The 14,914-nt window shown below is 50.4% G+C and carries 17 protein-coding genes; 11 read left to right on the top strand and 6 right to left on the bottom strand.

Features of this window, described 5'->3' with window-relative positions:
* Positions 1 to 105: 105 nt before the first annotated feature.
* Both AOY24_RS13925 and AOY24_RS13920 read left to right on the top strand, forming a co-directional pair.
* The gene (locus AOY24_RS13925) at positions 106 to 807 is read left to right on the top strand and encodes a hypothetical protein (RefSeq protein WP_043001830.1); all 702 of its coding nucleotides are present in this window, start codon (positions 106 to 108) and stop codon (positions 805 to 807) included.
* Positions 808 to 827: 20 nt separating this feature from the next.
* Complete coding sequence (locus AOY24_RS13920) at positions 828 to 1,139, top strand: hypothetical protein (RefSeq protein ID WP_042999452.1); 312 nt, start codon at positions 828 to 830, stop codon at positions 1,137 to 1,139.
* A 27-nt stretch (positions 1,140 to 1,166) separates the two neighbouring features.
* Here AOY24_RS13920 and rcnR read toward each other — a convergent pair whose 3' ends face one another.
* Positions 1,167 to 1,439, bottom strand: coding sequence for a Ni(II)/Co(II)-binding transcriptional repressor RcnR (gene rcnR, locus AOY24_RS13915; protein WP_042999451.1), 273 nt, complete (start codon positions 1,437 to 1,439; stop codon positions 1,167 to 1,169).
* A 120-nt stretch (positions 1,440 to 1,559) separates the two neighbouring features.
* On the opposite strand from rcnR, the gene AOY24_RS13910 reads away from it, so the two are divergent.
* The 6 genes from AOY24_RS13910 to AOY24_RS13885 all read left to right on the top strand — a co-directional run bounded on the left by AOY24_RS13910 (position 1,560) and on the right by AOY24_RS13885 (position 9,191).
* A complete protein-coding gene (locus tag AOY24_RS13910) occupies positions 1,560 to 2,444 on the top strand; it encodes a nickel/cobalt efflux protein RcnA (RefSeq protein WP_042999450.1) in 885 nt (294 codons plus the stop codon).
* Between the two features lie 834 nt (positions 2,445 to 3,278).
* Positions 3,279 to 3,812: a fimbrial protein gene (locus AOY24_RS13905; RefSeq protein ID WP_043001829.1), complete on the top strand. Its 534-nt coding sequence runs from the start codon at positions 3,279 to 3,281 to the stop codon at positions 3,810 to 3,812.
* Between the two features lie 52 nt (positions 3,813 to 3,864).
* The gene (locus AOY24_RS13900; RefSeq protein ID WP_054176836.1) at positions 3,865 to 4,617 is read left to right on the top strand and encodes a fimbria/pilus periplasmic chaperone; all 753 of its coding nucleotides are present in this window, start codon (positions 3,865 to 3,867) and stop codon (positions 4,615 to 4,617) included.
* Positions 4,598 to 7,153, top strand: a complete 2,556-nt coding sequence (locus AOY24_RS13895; RefSeq protein ID WP_054176835.1) for a fimbrial outer membrane usher protein — start codon at positions 4,598 to 4,600, stop codon at positions 7,151 to 7,153. Before AOY24_RS13900 ends, AOY24_RS13895 begins: the two co-directional genes overlap by 20 nt.
* 6 nt (positions 7,154 to 7,159) lie before the next feature.
* Positions 7,160 to 8,500: a fimbrial usher protein StbD gene (gene stbD / locus AOY24_RS13890; protein ID WP_042999447.1), complete on the top strand. Its 1,341-nt coding sequence runs from the start codon at positions 7,160 to 7,162 to the stop codon at positions 8,498 to 8,500.
* The gene (locus AOY24_RS13885; RefSeq protein WP_054176834.1) at positions 8,466 to 9,191 is read left to right on the top strand and encodes a fimbria/pilus periplasmic chaperone; all 726 of its coding nucleotides are present in this window, start codon (positions 8,466 to 8,468) and stop codon (positions 9,189 to 9,191) included. Before stbD ends, AOY24_RS13885 begins: the two co-directional genes overlap by 35 nt.
* A 31-nt stretch (positions 9,192 to 9,222) precedes the next feature.
* Here the strand turns inward: AOY24_RS13885 and AOY24_RS13880 are convergent, their stop codons facing one another.
* On the bottom strand, positions 9,223 to 9,495 hold the full coding sequence (locus tag AOY24_RS13880) for a GNAT family N-acetyltransferase (RefSeq protein WP_042999446.1): 273 nt from the start codon (positions 9,493 to 9,495) through the stop codon (positions 9,223 to 9,225).
* Between the two features lie 11 nt (positions 9,496 to 9,506).
* The gene (yjdI, locus tag AOY24_RS13875) at positions 9,507 to 9,737 is read right to left on the bottom strand and encodes a 4Fe-4S mono-cluster protein YjdI (protein WP_042999445.1); all 231 of its coding nucleotides are present in this window, start codon (positions 9,735 to 9,737) and stop codon (positions 9,507 to 9,509) included.
* 616 nt (positions 9,738 to 10,353) lie between these two features.
* Here yjdI and AOY24_RS13870 point away from each other — a divergent pair.
* Both AOY24_RS13870 and AOY24_RS13865 read left to right on the top strand, forming a co-directional pair.
* Positions 10,354 to 11,202, top strand: coding sequence for a transcriptional regulator (locus AOY24_RS13870; protein ID WP_054176833.1), 849 nt, complete (start codon positions 10,354 to 10,356; stop codon positions 11,200 to 11,202).
* 106 nt (positions 11,203 to 11,308) lie between these two features.
* Positions 11,309 to 11,677: a hypothetical protein gene (locus AOY24_RS13865; protein WP_224267557.1), complete on the top strand. Its 369-nt coding sequence runs from the start codon at positions 11,309 to 11,311 to the stop codon at positions 11,675 to 11,677.
* 45 nt (positions 11,678 to 11,722) lie between these two features.
* On the opposite strand, the gene AOY24_RS13860 is transcribed toward AOY24_RS13865, so the two are convergent.
* Positions 11,723 to 12,274, bottom strand: coding sequence for a hypothetical protein (locus AOY24_RS13860; protein WP_044264319.1), 552 nt, complete (start codon positions 12,272 to 12,274; stop codon positions 11,723 to 11,725).
* A 277-nt stretch (positions 12,275 to 12,551) separates the two neighbouring features.
* On the opposite strand from AOY24_RS13860, the gene AOY24_RS13855 reads away from it, so the two are divergent.
* On the top strand, positions 12,552 to 13,175 hold the full coding sequence (locus AOY24_RS13855) for a hypothetical protein (RefSeq protein ID WP_042999441.1): 624 nt from the start codon (positions 12,552 to 12,554) through the stop codon (positions 13,173 to 13,175).
* Here AOY24_RS13855 and AOY24_RS13850 read toward each other — a convergent pair.
* Both AOY24_RS13850 and AOY24_RS13845 read right to left on the bottom strand, forming a co-directional pair.
* Complete coding sequence (locus AOY24_RS13850; RefSeq protein ID WP_054176832.1) at positions 13,172 to 13,696, bottom strand: hypothetical protein; 525 nt, start codon at positions 13,694 to 13,696, stop codon at positions 13,172 to 13,174. The two genes, AOY24_RS13855 and AOY24_RS13850, sit on opposite strands and share 4 nt — an antisense overlap.
* A 123-nt stretch (positions 13,697 to 13,819) precedes the next feature.
* Positions 13,820 to 14,911: a fimbrial protein gene (locus AOY24_RS13845; protein ID WP_043001827.1), complete on the bottom strand. Its 1,092-nt coding sequence runs from the start codon at positions 14,909 to 14,911 to the stop codon at positions 13,820 to 13,822.
* Positions 14,912 to 14,914 lie beyond the last annotated feature (3 nt).

Genomic DNA, 14,914 nt, shown 5'->3' with positions numbered 1-14,914 from the left:
AAAATTTCGGATTTCCTCTCTATCAAAGTTGCATTTTGTAGAGTATTGACATGTTTTAAAACGGATGAAATTATGAAATCATCTACGGATAGGGAGGCTCTCAATATGGGGCTGGACGTTAAATTAAAGAATTTGACATGCAGCAGTTGTACCTTGCATTGTAAAATAATGCCCGAAAAATCACCCCGCTTACAGTATTGCGCCAATGCCTGTTTTTGCATGTGGCCAGAAGAAAGCATTTATTTTAATAAAGGGGTCATTGAAGGTATTTTAAATCACAATCACAACGCCAGACTTAGTGGTTATATTTTTGTGGATTTCTCTATTAGCTTTTTACGCCTGTTTTTGGATAAAGAGTGGATAGAATATCTCGCAAGTACCCGCATGGGCATTATTTTGATCAGCGATCGCAACATGCAGTCGCTCGCCAACTACTGGCGCAAAAATCATCCTGCTGTTTCCGCTATCATTTACCATGATGACGGACTGGATGTCGCCAATGAGAAGATCAGGCAGGTGTTTATCGGACGGCATTTGTCGTTCACCAAGGGGAATACGTTGACGCAGATGGAGTTCACCATTCTGGGCCACATGGTTGCAGGCAGTAATCCGCACCAGATCGCTCAACTGTTGAACATGGATATCCGCAGCATCTACGCCTACAAGCAACGAATTGAAAAAAGAATGGGTGGACGAATCAATTCGTTGTTTATTCACTCTCATGCGGTTTCTGGCGATAAGTCGTCTTATCCGCTGTTGCTCAAAGAGATGGATGGTACAGCAGTGCATTTGCAAAGACGCAGATGAGTCCGACAACAGGGAACGAAATGGACAAGGATTATAAAGTGGGATACTACGAAGAAGAAACGCGCGCGCTGAGTGCAGTACTGTTATCACTGTTTACGGCCCGTGCTGAGATAGCTTTCGGTGAGCTGGAGTGCTCTCTGCAAAAACTCGCCTTCCCGCCTGCTGTTCGCAGGTTGTGTGAAGAGGCGTTGCAAAGTCATAGTGAAGACGAAGCCGATCGGACGAATGCCCGGGCGGTTTGCTGCCTGCTGCATGCACTGGAATCGATCAGTGGCTATAAGCACGTTGAGCGCTATATTGCCCAACGGAATCAGGCGGTCGTGTATTGCTAAGACACCGAGTCGGGACAGCGTTCCCGACTATTTTATATAGGAGTCCAGAACTTTCAGTACCACGTCCAGATCTTCTTCCCGCTTCTCTTCATCACTCTGATGGACGATATGCTCGGTCAGATGCCCTTTAATCACTTCTCGCATTAAACCATTCACGGCTCCGCGTATTGCGGCGATCTGTTGCAACACAGCGGCGCACTCATGGGGTTCATCGAGCATTTTTTTCAGCGCAACCACCTGCCCCTGAATTTTGCTGGTTCGGGCTTTAAGCTTCTGTTTATCCCGGATTGTGTGTGACACCGCAACACCTCCTTAACATAAAACGTGGTGAATTATAGCATTACGTATCTACTGGGGGGTAGTATTTAGTACTGGGGGGGAGTAGAATCGGACAAAGACAAGCAACTAAGAATCATTATCATGGGTGAATTTTCAACACTTCTTCAGCAAGGTAACGCGTGGTTTTTCATTCCCAGCGCGATTCTTCTCGGCGTGCTGCATGGACTGGAACCCGGTCACTCGAAAACGATGATGGCAGCATTTATCATCGCCATTAAAGGAACCATTAAGCAGGCGGTGATGCTGGGACTGGCGGCAACGCTCTCCCATACCGCCGTGGTCTGGCTGATCGCCCTCGGTGGCATGTACATCAGTCGGGCGTTTACCGCAGAATCTGTGGAGCCCTGGCTGCAACTGATTTCCGCGTTTATTATTCTGGGCACCGCAACCTGGATGTTCTGGCGGACATGGCAGGGTGAGCGAAACTGGCTCACCGCCACGCAGCATGATCACCACCATGACCACCATGATCATGCGCATCACGATCATCATGACCACCACGAACACCACGAACACCACGATCACGACCATCATCATGACCACTGCGATCTGGCGGGACTGACTGAGGGGTCGAAAGCATATCAGGATGCCCATGAACGCGCGCATGCCAGCGATATTCAACGCCGCTTTCACGACAAAGAGGTGACCAATGGGCAAATCTTATTGTTCGGTCTGACCGGCGGACTGATCCCCTGTCCAGCCGCGATTACCGTACTGCTGATTTGTATCCAGTTAAAGGCCTTCACGCTCGGCGCAACAATGGTGCTCGGCTTTAGCCTGGGGCTGGCGATTACGCTGGTGGCCGTCGGCGTGGGCGCAGCAGTCAGCGTCCATCAGGTCGCTAAACGCTGGAGTGGATTCAATGCACTGGCAAGAAAAGCGCCTTATTTTTCCAGCCTGCTGATCGGTCTGGTCGGTCTGTATATGGGAATTCATGGCTACATGGGGATTGTTCACACCTCCTGAACACATATTTCTGACGCACAGCGCCTGCCGCTGTGCTCACTTCCCTTTCCAAAAAACCATCCATTTAGTTGCGAGTTGCAACTATTTGCTCGATAAATATTTCCTTGCATCACCATAATGCACACCACGTTGGGCTGAAAATCCATTGTCAGTGACCATTTTCAGGGCTAGCTCTTCCTGTTTATTGCGATGAAAATGAGGAAAGCATCTCAATATCAATTACAGAGCAAAAATTTTTTTCCCATTTTTTGATGTCAAACAACCCGCAATTATTGGAACCCATCTTACTTAGCTTCCAAAAGAAGACAGGTAATCACATAAAATTCTTATCCCGGCATAGCATCATAAAAATGGTTAGCACGGTTAATCATTCATTTTTCCTTATGCATTAAATGTGAATTATCTTAACCTGGCAATCAATTAAGTCGTAATACGTTTTACGTCCGGCTCAACACTTCAATATTAATCATCTAATAATCTAAAATTCCTAAAGAAGTTACAACCGATCTATTTCCAGATTTCAATAGATCCAACCTATCACGAGTATTCCATCTGTTCGTTTTAAACGATTTTCCTCTCCAGGAATTTTCCGGCTAATATCCTCACAGACAAATTAATTTATTCATTCGGGTGAAATGAATCTCGCCACGAGAATAAAATCATGGTGTTGAAGATATTCTCAGCGCAAAAAAACTCACCTTTAAGAAAATTACCAATAATTTTATTTTGTCTTCATTCCCGCACAGAGCCATCACGATAAATGTCCCTGCGCATGGAAGAACCCTGACTCACAGGGTAAATCAACACGACTGATAAAAAATGGAGTTTTATATTATGACCTTAAATCGTGCCTTCCTTTCGGCGCTGATGGCTTCTGCGCTTTTTTCCACGAATGCACTGGCCTCTGACAATACCATTACGTTTATGGGCGAAGTGAGTGATGAGACCTGTTCAATATCGGTAAACGGCTCTGATGCTTCTCCGGTGGTATTACTGCCGACCGTGACGGCTACCGAACTGAATGCCAATCAGGTGGCTGGCGCAACGACATTTGATGTCGGTGTGAGCAACTGTACCGGCTCGTCTTCTGGCGTGCAGATCTCGACGGTCTTCGTGGGTAACAACATCAGTTCTGCTACCGGAAACCTTGGCAGCACAGGTTCTGCGACGAATGTAGAGATCCAAATTCTCGATACCAGTGATGCCGAAATTGATTTCCGCAGCGCCTTTACCGGCACCGGCGACCTCTCTCTCGCGGCTAACCAGACCTCAGCGAGCGCGACCTATAAAGCCCAGTATTACAGCGCCGGCGCGGCCACGACCGGTACAGTACTGGCTTCACTGCAATACGCCGTTTCTTATCAGTAAACGTCGTTCTGGCGGGAATGTACTCCCGCCATCCACATTCAGGGAAAATACTATGCGAACCTCTCATCGTCATCGCACGCTTATTTCAGGCTGCCTGTTTCTTTTTTTAGTCGCATGCTGTAGCCATGCCAATGCCAGTATTACGATGACCGGAACGCGTATCATTTATGATGGTGCGGCGAAATCGACTGATGTGCATCTAAAAAATAAAGATGCCATTCCTTATGTTGTCCAGAGCTGGTTCGATAACGGTAATATGGCCGATGGCCCGGAAAAGTCTGCGCAGGTTCCGTTTATTGCCACGCCTCCGGCATTTCGCATTCAACCAGGCGAAGGACAAATCATTCGTATTGTTTACACTCACGGGAAAAAATTACCACAGGACCGGGAGTCACTGGTCTATTTTAATTTCATGCAAATTCCTCCCGCCAATGCCGGACAATCAGCGAGCCAAACCGAAAAACAAAATAGCCTGCTGATTATGTTGCGCAATCGGGTCAAACTTTTTTATCGCCCGGCAGGACTGGTCGGCGATCCGCAAAAAATGCTGGAGAATCTGCAGGTCAAACGGATTAACGGAAATAAAGAACTGGCGATAAGTATTAAGAACAATCAGCCTTATTTCGTTACGGTCGCGGCCCTGCAACCTGGCGGGTCGTCGCAAATCCAGCACCCTAAAAATGACATGATCTCGCCTTTTGCCAGCGAAACGTTTCACTTTCCGCGAACCGCTGACGCGCAGCGCGTACGCATTACCTTGATCAACGATCAGGGAGCACGCATCAGTGCCGACTATCCGCTGTAACACCGTCGTCGCGCCCCTGATCGGCCTGGCGTTAGTTCCGGCGACGGCGTGTGCGGAATACTACTTTGACCCGGCGCTTTTGCAGGGTTCTGATTTTGGTAAGTCACTGGATCTGGATCGTTTTAATCAGCGGGACAACGCCCTTCCGACAGGCGACTATGTGCTCGACGTATATCTTAACAACCAGTTGATTCGTCGCCAGGCATCGATCGCCCTGGTCAAACCCGAAGGCGACAAAACTGATGTGCAACCCTGCCTGTCACCGGAACTGATTGCCCTCAGCGCCATACGTACGACGCAAAATGTAACCCCTAACATCTGTCTGCCGATCGACGCTCTGGGCCCGAAAATCAGCTGGGAGGTGGATTTAAGCTCGCTGCGCCTGAACATGGTGGTTCCCCAGGCGGGGCTGTTACATTCGCCACGAGGATTCATCCCGGTCTCCGAATGGGACGCCGGGGAAACCGCGCTGTTTCTGCGCCACAATACCAACTTTTACCACACCGAAAACACAGACAGCCATCTGCGCTATGACTATCTGTGGAGCAATATCAATGCTGGCTTCAACCTTGGCCTGTGGCAGATTCGCCATCAGGGCAACCTGCGCTACGCCGATGACAATCAGACGGGAAGACACTACAAATACAATGCGGTTGCCACCTCGGTACAACGGCCTTTGCCGCAACTGGACAGCATCATGGCCTTCGGCGACAACTACACCAACAGCAGTCTGTTTGGCAATCTCTCATTCAATGGCGTCAAGCTCAGCACTGACCAACGCATGTGGCCACAGGGTAAACGAGGCTATGCCCCGGAAGTGCGCGGCGTCGCCACCACGACGGCCCGTGTGGTTGTACGCCAGCAGGGAAAAGTGATTTACGAAACTACCGTCGCGCCCGGCGCCTTCGTGATTAACGATCTGTACAACACCCGCGGCCAGGGCGATCTGACGGTGGATGTCGTTGAAGCAAACGGACAAGTTTCGCGCTTCACCGTCCCCTATTCCGCCGTACCGGACTCGATTCGTCCCGGTAACTGGAATTACGAACTGGCGATGGGCTACGTTCGTCAGTACTACAGCGTAGAAAATAAGTTTATTGAAGGTGTACTGCAGCGCGGGATGAGCAACGTGCTGACGGCCAACATGGGTTCACGACTGGCAGATAATTATCAGGCCTTCCTCGCCGGCGGCGTGCTGGCAACCTCCGTCGGCGCATTCGGTTTGAACACGGTTTTTTCCAGCGCTCATGTAGAAAATAACGAAAAACAACAAGGCTGGCGCGTCGAGGCAAGCTACAGTAAAACCTTCACCACCGGCACCAACCTGGTCCTCGCGGCCTATCGCTATTCCACCAGCGGCTATCGCGATCTGCAGGACGTACTCGGCGTACGTCGCCAGGAGAAAAACGGCACCCTCTACTACTCTGATACGCTCAATCAGCGGAACAACTTCTCGGCGACCGTCAGCCAGCCGATGGGTGACTGGGGCATGCTGAGCTTTACCGGCAGCACCTCGGATTACTATAACAACGCCTCACGCATCACCCAGTTGCAACTCGGTTACAGTAATAGCTGGCGTGACATCAGCTTCAATATCAGCGCCGCACGCCAGCGGAGTACCTACTCCAGCCGCTACTTCAGCAGCGTCAACGATCGCGATTTTGATAACGAAAACCAGCGAAAATACACGGAAAACACCGTATCGCTGGGGATTTCGATTCCATTCGACTTTGGTTCCAGCCGCTCGCAAATCAACCTCGACATGAACCGCAGTCGCGACAGCCGGACGGCCACGGTTGGGATGAGCGGGACGACGGGTGAAAAGAGTTCTACCTCGTGGGCGCTCTACAGCGGCATTGAGCACAACAACGACAGTGGCGACAGCTCGACCTGGGGCGGAAATATTGAACATCGCACCTCCGTCGGCGCCTTCCGCGCTTATGCCTCCCGGGGCGACAGTTATCAGCAGTATGGACTGGGGATGTCCGGTACGCTGGTCGCCCATCGCGGTGGGATTACCGCCGGTCCGTATACCAGCGACACCTTCGCACTGGTGGAGGCTCCCGGTGCACGCGGAGCCAAGATTCGTAATGGACAGGGCGCGACGGTGGACCGTTTCGGCTACGCGATCCTCCCGTCATTAACGCCCTACCGCTATAACACCATTAGTCTCGACAGCCAGAATATGGCCGATGACGTCGAACTTCAGGGCGGCAGCAAGCGGCTGGTCCCCTATGCGGGCGCAATTTCTCGCGTAACGTTCAAGACCACTCACGGGAAAGCAACGTTGATTAACACCACTCTGCCCGATAGCAGCCAGCCACCGATGGGCGCGGACGTCACGGACAGCAATGGCGAAGCCGTGGGCATCATGGGCCAGGGTGGGCAAATCTACGCCCGACTCGCCGCTCAGTCCGGCGTGCTGTTCGTTAAGTGGGGTAAAACCGCCGCCCAGCAGTGCCAGGTCTGGTATCAATTGCCAACGACGCGCGACGCGCCGCTGTACCAACTTACGCTACCTTGTCGCCAGGAGTGATGGCTGATGAAATTATCCTCTTTTTTCCCGCTGCTGTTAGTTGGCGTCGTACTGGCACAGCCGGCATGGTCTGCCTGTAAAAGGGTAACCTCTGCCAACGATCTGTCTCAGACAGCGAAAGATGCCGGTTACATCGGCGCCAGCTGGGGAGGCGTTGGCGATAGCGAAGTAAAAGGCAAACTGGGGTTGCCTGGCGTTATCACCTTAAGCAGCGGCACCGGATTTCAAACGGAAGGCACACTGCTCGCCAGTTCGACGGCCAGCTTTGTGCCTAATGGTCGCACCCAGGGCGTCAACGCCAATCAGATCTATTTTCGCTGCGACGTCGCCGAAATCGGCAAGGTGTATGAGTATTACGCCACCAACGGCGATGATGCCTGGGGCGGCAGAGAAGCGGTTGCCGGGATTGAAGGCGCTTACTACACCTACGTCAAAAACGTGGCGCTCAGACTGACGAACCTGAAAACCGGGCAATACTATTCGCGCTACTGGCAAACACGCCTCATCCCTGAAAGCGAGATGTTCAATGACGGGACCTACATTTACATCCCGGGCAGCGCCTTCAGCGATGTTTTCGTTGAGCTGTTTCGGGTTGATGACGCATCAAAAGGGGTGAACGGTTCAAACCGCTATGGTTATACCTACGCCGGGCCGGCTGGCTATATCGCCTTCCACGGCGGCGGCATGAGCTCCGGGCTGTTTGACGGTGCTGACAGCAGAACCAACTACGACGGCTGGGGCGCCATGCAGTGGCCTGGCGGCTGGACGCTCACCAGCCAGAGTTACTTTGTGCGCGGCGCCGCCTGTCGAATCGATGACTATCCCGCTATTGTTCGTCTGCCGCCGATCAGCGTCGGTGAGCTGAGCGGCGGCGGCACAGCGCAGACCCCGTTTAATATTACCGTCGAATGCGAAACCGGCGCGATTTCCGGCACCGCGGTCTCGACAACCAGCAAAGCGAACGTGGCGATGGGTTTTCTGGTGAATAATCAGACGGCGGCGAATGCGGCAAATCAGTTAGGGCTTAAGACCGGATCGGGAGCCTGGACCTGGCTGCTCGATAACCACTATGGCGTCAGCGGCGTGGCGTCCGGCGTGGGCATTCGCATCTACAGCGAAAAACTGGGCGGTAGCGCTATCAACCTGCTGCCAAATCTGACGTCAACCGCCACGGGCAACGCTGGAGGATGGTACGGCTATGCCGATTTAACCAGTAAAACTTCAACAAGCGGTTCGACCGAATTGTATAACGGGGAATTCACCGCCTCGCTGGAAGCCATTCCAGGCGAAGCCATAACAGCAGGATCGGTTTATGCACAACTTCAGGTGGTGGTTAGTTTTCAGTAGCGCGTTGCTGTTGAACGTTCTGCCGTTCTCCGCTCATGCGGTGGTGAATAGCGAAGTGACCCGGGTAATTTTTAATGCTGGTGACAAAAGCGCTTCGCTGGCGCTGATCAATTCCCCGCAGCAGCCAGCCCTGGTTCAGGTCTGGACCGATACGGGTAATCCCTCGAGCCAGCCCAATGAGGAGACGACGCCCGTCATCGTACTACCGCCGGTATTTAAAATGCAGCCCGGCGAACTGCGCAGCATTACGCTGCAACTGACCGACACCTCGGTACTGCCGCGCGATCGCGAAGCGCTTTACTGGCTGAACGTGTATCAGATCCCGCCCATGACGCAGACCGACGCCCAGGTGGCGCAGAAAGTGGTTCTGCCGTTACGCATCCGTATGAAGGTGTTCATTCGCCCGAAAGGCGTCGGTGCGCTTAAGGAAAGCGATGCGGAGAAGTTGCACGTGATATACGCCGGGGCGCAAAATCAGTTGCAGTTAACCAACCCCACCCCGTGGCATATCACGCTGGCCGGAATAAGCTGTGAGTCCGGCAGTGCAAGCGGCATCATGATTGCGCCGCTGACGACGGTATCGGTCCCGCTACAGGGACAAGGAGCACCATGTTCATCGGTCCGCTATGACATCATTAACGACCAGGGTACCATGTGGCATTACAATAAAGCCGTCTCGCGTCTCCCGTAGCGGACGGCTTACGCACCTTGCCCGGCATATTTCAGGCCCGAATATCGTCATACTCGCGAGTTTTATCAAACTCGTGTTTGGCAAACGGGCAAAGAGGAATAACTTTGCGTTTTTCGCGGCGCATTTTCTCCACGACTTTCGCCACCAGCTGTTTTCCCACCCCCTGACCTTTCAGGCTGGCATCGACATCGGTATGCTCAATAATGCTTAAATGCTCACCGGTTGGAACAAAAACAATTTCAGCGACCTGATTCCCCTGATCATTATTGACATAGAATTTATTGTGACCTTCCAGTATTTCCATTTTCCCCTCGCTTATTTACGACGATATTGTAGCGCCCCGCTTGGGCAAGTATCGATAACGTTGATCACCGTTGAGACATCCACTTCATCAGGCATAATCCACGGCTTACGTTTCAGATTGAAAAGTCTGGCGCTACCGCGTACACAATTCCCAGAGTGCTGACAAATTGCTGTATTGAAGTAGACATCGATTTTCTCACCGGTATAGACGCGATAACCCGCATCCTCAAGTTGCTTATCCATGACATTGCCTCATTTTTTGTTTATCCCTTAAGCATAGCGCGTGAATATCACCCGCCACCACTTTAATGTTAGATGAGTAAATACTCATCTGTTCCTTATGTTTAAGCATAAAAAACCAATTATAGTGGCATTTAAGATTTTATATTATGCATTTAATGATATTTAAGGTTATTCGCTCTAATTGACTATTTAACATCAGGTCGGCATAATAAATCTTTCAAATGACTCATTAAAAAAATCTGTTTTTATTCAAGAATACTCATTAAAAATAGTGAGTTACAGAAAAGTATACCTGTCTGATACCGAATCTTAAATCACGACGTTGAAACAGATTTCAACGCCACTTTGTTGATAATCAGGCCATAATTTCTCCGGAATGCGGCATTGGGATGTTTAAATGATTACAGTAGCTGATTATTCATTGCGGCAGAATCCACCGACCTTGTTAATAAATTGCTTTGTTTTATATGCACTTATGTGAAACTTCAGAACAAAAACATTAGTTTCATAAATTAAACGACTTACTGAACTCATTTATACTATACGTAATAGTATGTTCAGAATTTTCTACAATTAAGTCTCTACTGTTTATAACTTTCGAACACCGTGAACCCATATGTACTGGATTATTAACGATAATATTGAATTCAGACCAGACAGTAAAAAGTTAATTTCTGTCACTAACCCAGAAATTAACGTGGTTTTGACAACGCCTGCCAGTCGTTGTCTGCTTTTGCTGCTTGACGCTTCACCGGACGTCGTCACTCAGCAGGAATTTTTTAAAAAGGTATGGGAAGATGAAGGCATGCTGGTGCCTGCCAACACCCTTTACCAAAATATTTCTATTGTCCGTCGAGGCTTACGCGCCGTTGGCGAGACTGACCGGATCCTCGTCGCCACAGTCCCGCGCAAAGGTTTCCAAATCGACAAAAGCGTTAAAATTACTCGCGTTGCTGCGGTTCAGGAGGCTGAAGTGGCCCCTGATTCTCTGCAGGGTGAAGATGAACTGGATGTGGAGTACCGCACTGAGGCGGATCCCGCGCTTACGCCAGAAGAAATCGCCCCTCCTGCCCGTGAGATGACGGTAAGTAAGAGCAGCAGATTGCCGCTCTTCGTTGGCATTCTCGCCATGGTAGCGGCATTTTTTATTGGCGCTATCGGCATGAACTATTTCTGGCACTTTAGCGATACGAAGCCATTCTTCGCTGATTACACCTTCGTCGAGCAAGACAAAGGCTGTCGTTTCTATACCAAAGATGACAGCCACGATAACAAAAACAGCTTTGCACACTTTAAGGCGCTGATTCTTGGTTCTGGACTCGATTGCGAAAAGTACCCCTGGGTGTACTTCCCGCTATCACAAACGTCGCCAGGCTTAGCGGTTCTTGTCTGCCGCCAGAACTACCTGAAATCAGCCATTCCAGGTTGTATTACACTCTCTTTTCGTGGAGTAGGAAGTGAGTAAAAGAACAGTCATAACGATGAGTGCCATATTTTTACTCGCGGGTGTGCTCATCAGCGCGTTATACAATTTTTTAATGTCAAAACATTACGATAAACAGGAATGTTCGATGTCGCTGGTGGTGTTTCATAAAAACGCCCGCGCAAATATCACGCTGAACTACATGTATTCGCTGAAAAACCAGAACGGCATCGTGGCCGTCAGCGGAACCTATATTGAAGATAACAAACTGAAAGGGCGCATCAGACGAGATGTGGCCTATAACTGGACAGAAAATCAGGATTCGTATCACTTACACTCAAGCAGAATCAACAAGTTCGAAATTATCGAAACGTTGCCGGATGATCTGTTAGCCGATATTCTGCCTGATTTTTACGTCTACCCCGATAAAGATGTGAGTTACTCCATTCTCAATCAGGGCGTTCACGGGTTCCTGTTCACCATCGGGAAACGTCCCCTGCTCTATTGCGCCCGATAAACGGGAGAAAACCGTCAGCTCTGTGCTCAACAGGGCTGACGCGTTTTAAAGAAACATACTCTCTTCGAGTAAATTCTCTTTGATCAGCAGTAGATCGTGAACCCGGTGCCCACCTAATTTCTTACACGCAAGGTTGCGATAGGTGTATACCCGTTTCGGCGGTAGCGCCAATGATTCGGCAATCAGGTTAATATCTTTACCCAACAGCGATTCACAAATAATCCTTTTTTCAACACGATTGAGAACATGATTCCTGATAGCCTGGCGTTTTTCCATACCGACCAGACGCGTAATGATCATTATCAGCGATAGCAGAGACTGTTGTGCGCTGACAATCACATCGGCATCCAGGACCAATGCACTCCGCTCTGAGTCCAGTATAACCAGCAACTTACATTTTTTGTTGAGTCTGGAGATTTCTTTAGCACAACATTTGTTGAACAAATTAAGATGCAAAATCACGGTATCGTCGAATGTGAGTCTTTCAACAGGTAAATGAGGCATGGTTTCTTTCACGATTTCCAAGTTGGCCTCTTTTGCCAATAAGACAATACCCTCCTGCAAATAGTTATCATTACTTATAATATATATTGCCATCGCTTTATTTCCGTATTAATAATTTAACTCACAGGTCGTTTCCGTTCTTCTATATCCAGCTTTAGCGAGACATGTAAAAAATTATATTGATAAGCTTACGAATAATACAATTAAATAGTCTTAACTGGTGTGACATTTATAACTTATTGATAATGTGCATTTTAATTAAATTTCTTAAACACTCTTAAGTAGACAATTATTCGTTTGTCTCTGTATTCTGTCTCTTTCTCTATGTTATGTTGTGCCATTAGCGAACGGGCGGATGGGATGGAAAAAAATGACCAGGCGTATCGATTACCTGATTGAAAAATATCATTTCACTGAAATCAACGAGTCGCCGCGCATTGCCAGCCAATGGAAAGAGGTTCTGGCGGAGTGCCAACAAGAGAATGCCGGTGTTGAAGAACGACTGCGTATTGCACTGCTTAATGTCGATTACGTAACCAGCTTTGAACTGCCCTTCCGTTTGCTCCTCACCCGTACTCCGCAACTGATCGACAAGCTGCGGAAAGAATTTGCCCTCACCCAGAAAAATGTGCTGATTAATGATAAACGCCGTGGCCAGGTTTACAGCATCAATGCCGATCTCAGTCGCGTCCCCGATGCCTTTCGCTATCGTCTGTCGTCGCGTATCCGCCGTATGGATGAGGAAACCATTACCACGGCGCCCTATCAGCAGGTTGCCAGTCAGACAAAGCATCCCGAGGAACGGCTTCGCCTGGCACTGGAGAGTGGTTTGCAGGTTAACGCCCTGGATGGACTGTTCTGGCTGGGGATCCAGCGTATTGCCGCCGATATTCAGCGACTCCGCGCGTCAGGCATGCCGATTCTGGCGTCAGATGTCGAGGTGTTCGATTCACTGACCGGCACGCGTCGTACCGTGACGGCATACCATCTTTAACCGGTTGTCAGTTCCTGAAAGCGGGATAAAAAAAGCGCGCGCGCCTCTCGTGGCATCAGTGGGATGACGGTCAACCGCGTCGTGGGCGAGACCCCTGCCAGCATCGGCCAGTCATTACCGGGATCCAGATTGAGATCGCGCCGCTCGGTTGCCAGCATCATCAGGTCCACCTGTTTAATCACCTTGCTCGGGGTGAGAGGAAGATCGAAACGCTGACGAATGGCGTTATCCAGCCGTGCTTCAATCTCTTTGTACGCGGGAAGCAAGCGCTTTAACGGTGAGGGAAGATCCAGACAATAGGCCTCAGCGGCATCGTGCAGCAGCGCTTCAAGCGCGAACTCAGGTGGCGTTAACTGGCTGCACAGAACCCCGTGTTGGGCGACACTGTAAAATTCAGGCACATGTCCGGCAAAGCGACAGAGATGCGAAAGGGCGACCGCGATATCTTCAATCACAATATGCTCCGGTCGAATATCAGCGTAATCAATGTGTTGCCCGGTAATGGTGGCGATAAATTTCATCCGTTCTCCTGCTTCCTTGCCGTTCTTGCCCACGTCGGGCGCCTGGGTAGCCATAAAGAAACTACGTTTTTATATTCACTACGTAAATATTTTTCACCCCTTACCGCACGCTTTTATGGCTTCTTAGTTATATTCCAGCACAAAGGTGGCAGTGCCATTTGCCCGTCCCGCGGTGACCGTCGATCCTGTCTGCACCATCTGTGCCATAAAATTGACCGGCACTGCCGTTGCGGCGCTGGAAGCGGGAACTTTCTGTACCACTGGCAGATTTGCGGGCTCATTCAGCGTCACCGATGTTCCCTTTACCGGCCCGTTACCACCATTATCGCCATAGCGGATCCGGATCCCGACGCCGTCCGCACCACCGGGAAAGTGCGTAATATCCAGCGTATCCGTCGCCCCGGTCGTCGCCGGGGTCGCGAAGAAGCCAATACGGATATCCGTGGGCGTAGCGCAATACACGGGGATGCTAAACGGCACTGCCGAACCGCCAGAGGTACCCGGACCTTTGAAATCGCTCCGGTTCGCTTTGCCCAGATCGACAAAAATACTGGCGCGGGTGACGCTACAGCTACCGCGACTGCCGATGTCCACGTTCATCGCCGCAAGATCGAGAATCACCGGCCTGCTGACCTGATCGCCATTTCCCCCCGCATTCGGGTACGTCATCGACAGGTTCCCGACATTTGCCAGCGTGTTGGCGAAAGCATGGTTATTACTTACCAGTTGAATATCAGCGGTTTTATAGAAGGTCACCCACGCTTTCACCTCCACTTCCCGTTGCGTCAGCATCGACGGGCTCTCTGTGCTGTCGCAAACCGTAACCGACCGACTGCCCACTGACTCCAGGAAATGGATCGGCCCCCCGTCGCACTGGAAACTGAGTGAGTAACCGATCCCGGGCAAGGCCGAATTGAACACCGCATGTCCGTCAATTATCTGCCCACCCTGGGTATTCAACTGCTGATAGACGATTTTTTTCCACGACGATGTCGTCCCTTGCCGATCGCAGGTAAAGCGAATCCCCCCACCGTTCACCGGCATAATACTGCTCATCTGAGTATTGACCCGCAGCGTCGGCAGATATTTGATGTTTTGAAAGTTCAGGGTCATTTGTCCGGTATTACCCTGACAGGTTTCGGCCTGAACGTACTGGCTAAACAGGCTCGCTACCAGCAGCATTAACCCGCAAATAAGACGAAAAACCCCTGACATCGT

Origin of the sequence: Citrobacter sp. CtB7.12 (assembly GCF_001297795.1) — a bacterium.
GTDB lineage: Bacteria > Pseudomonadota > Gammaproteobacteria > Enterobacterales > Enterobacteriaceae > Citrobacter_A > Citrobacter_A amalonaticus.
This window is presented reverse-complemented; position numbering and strand designations above follow the sequence as displayed.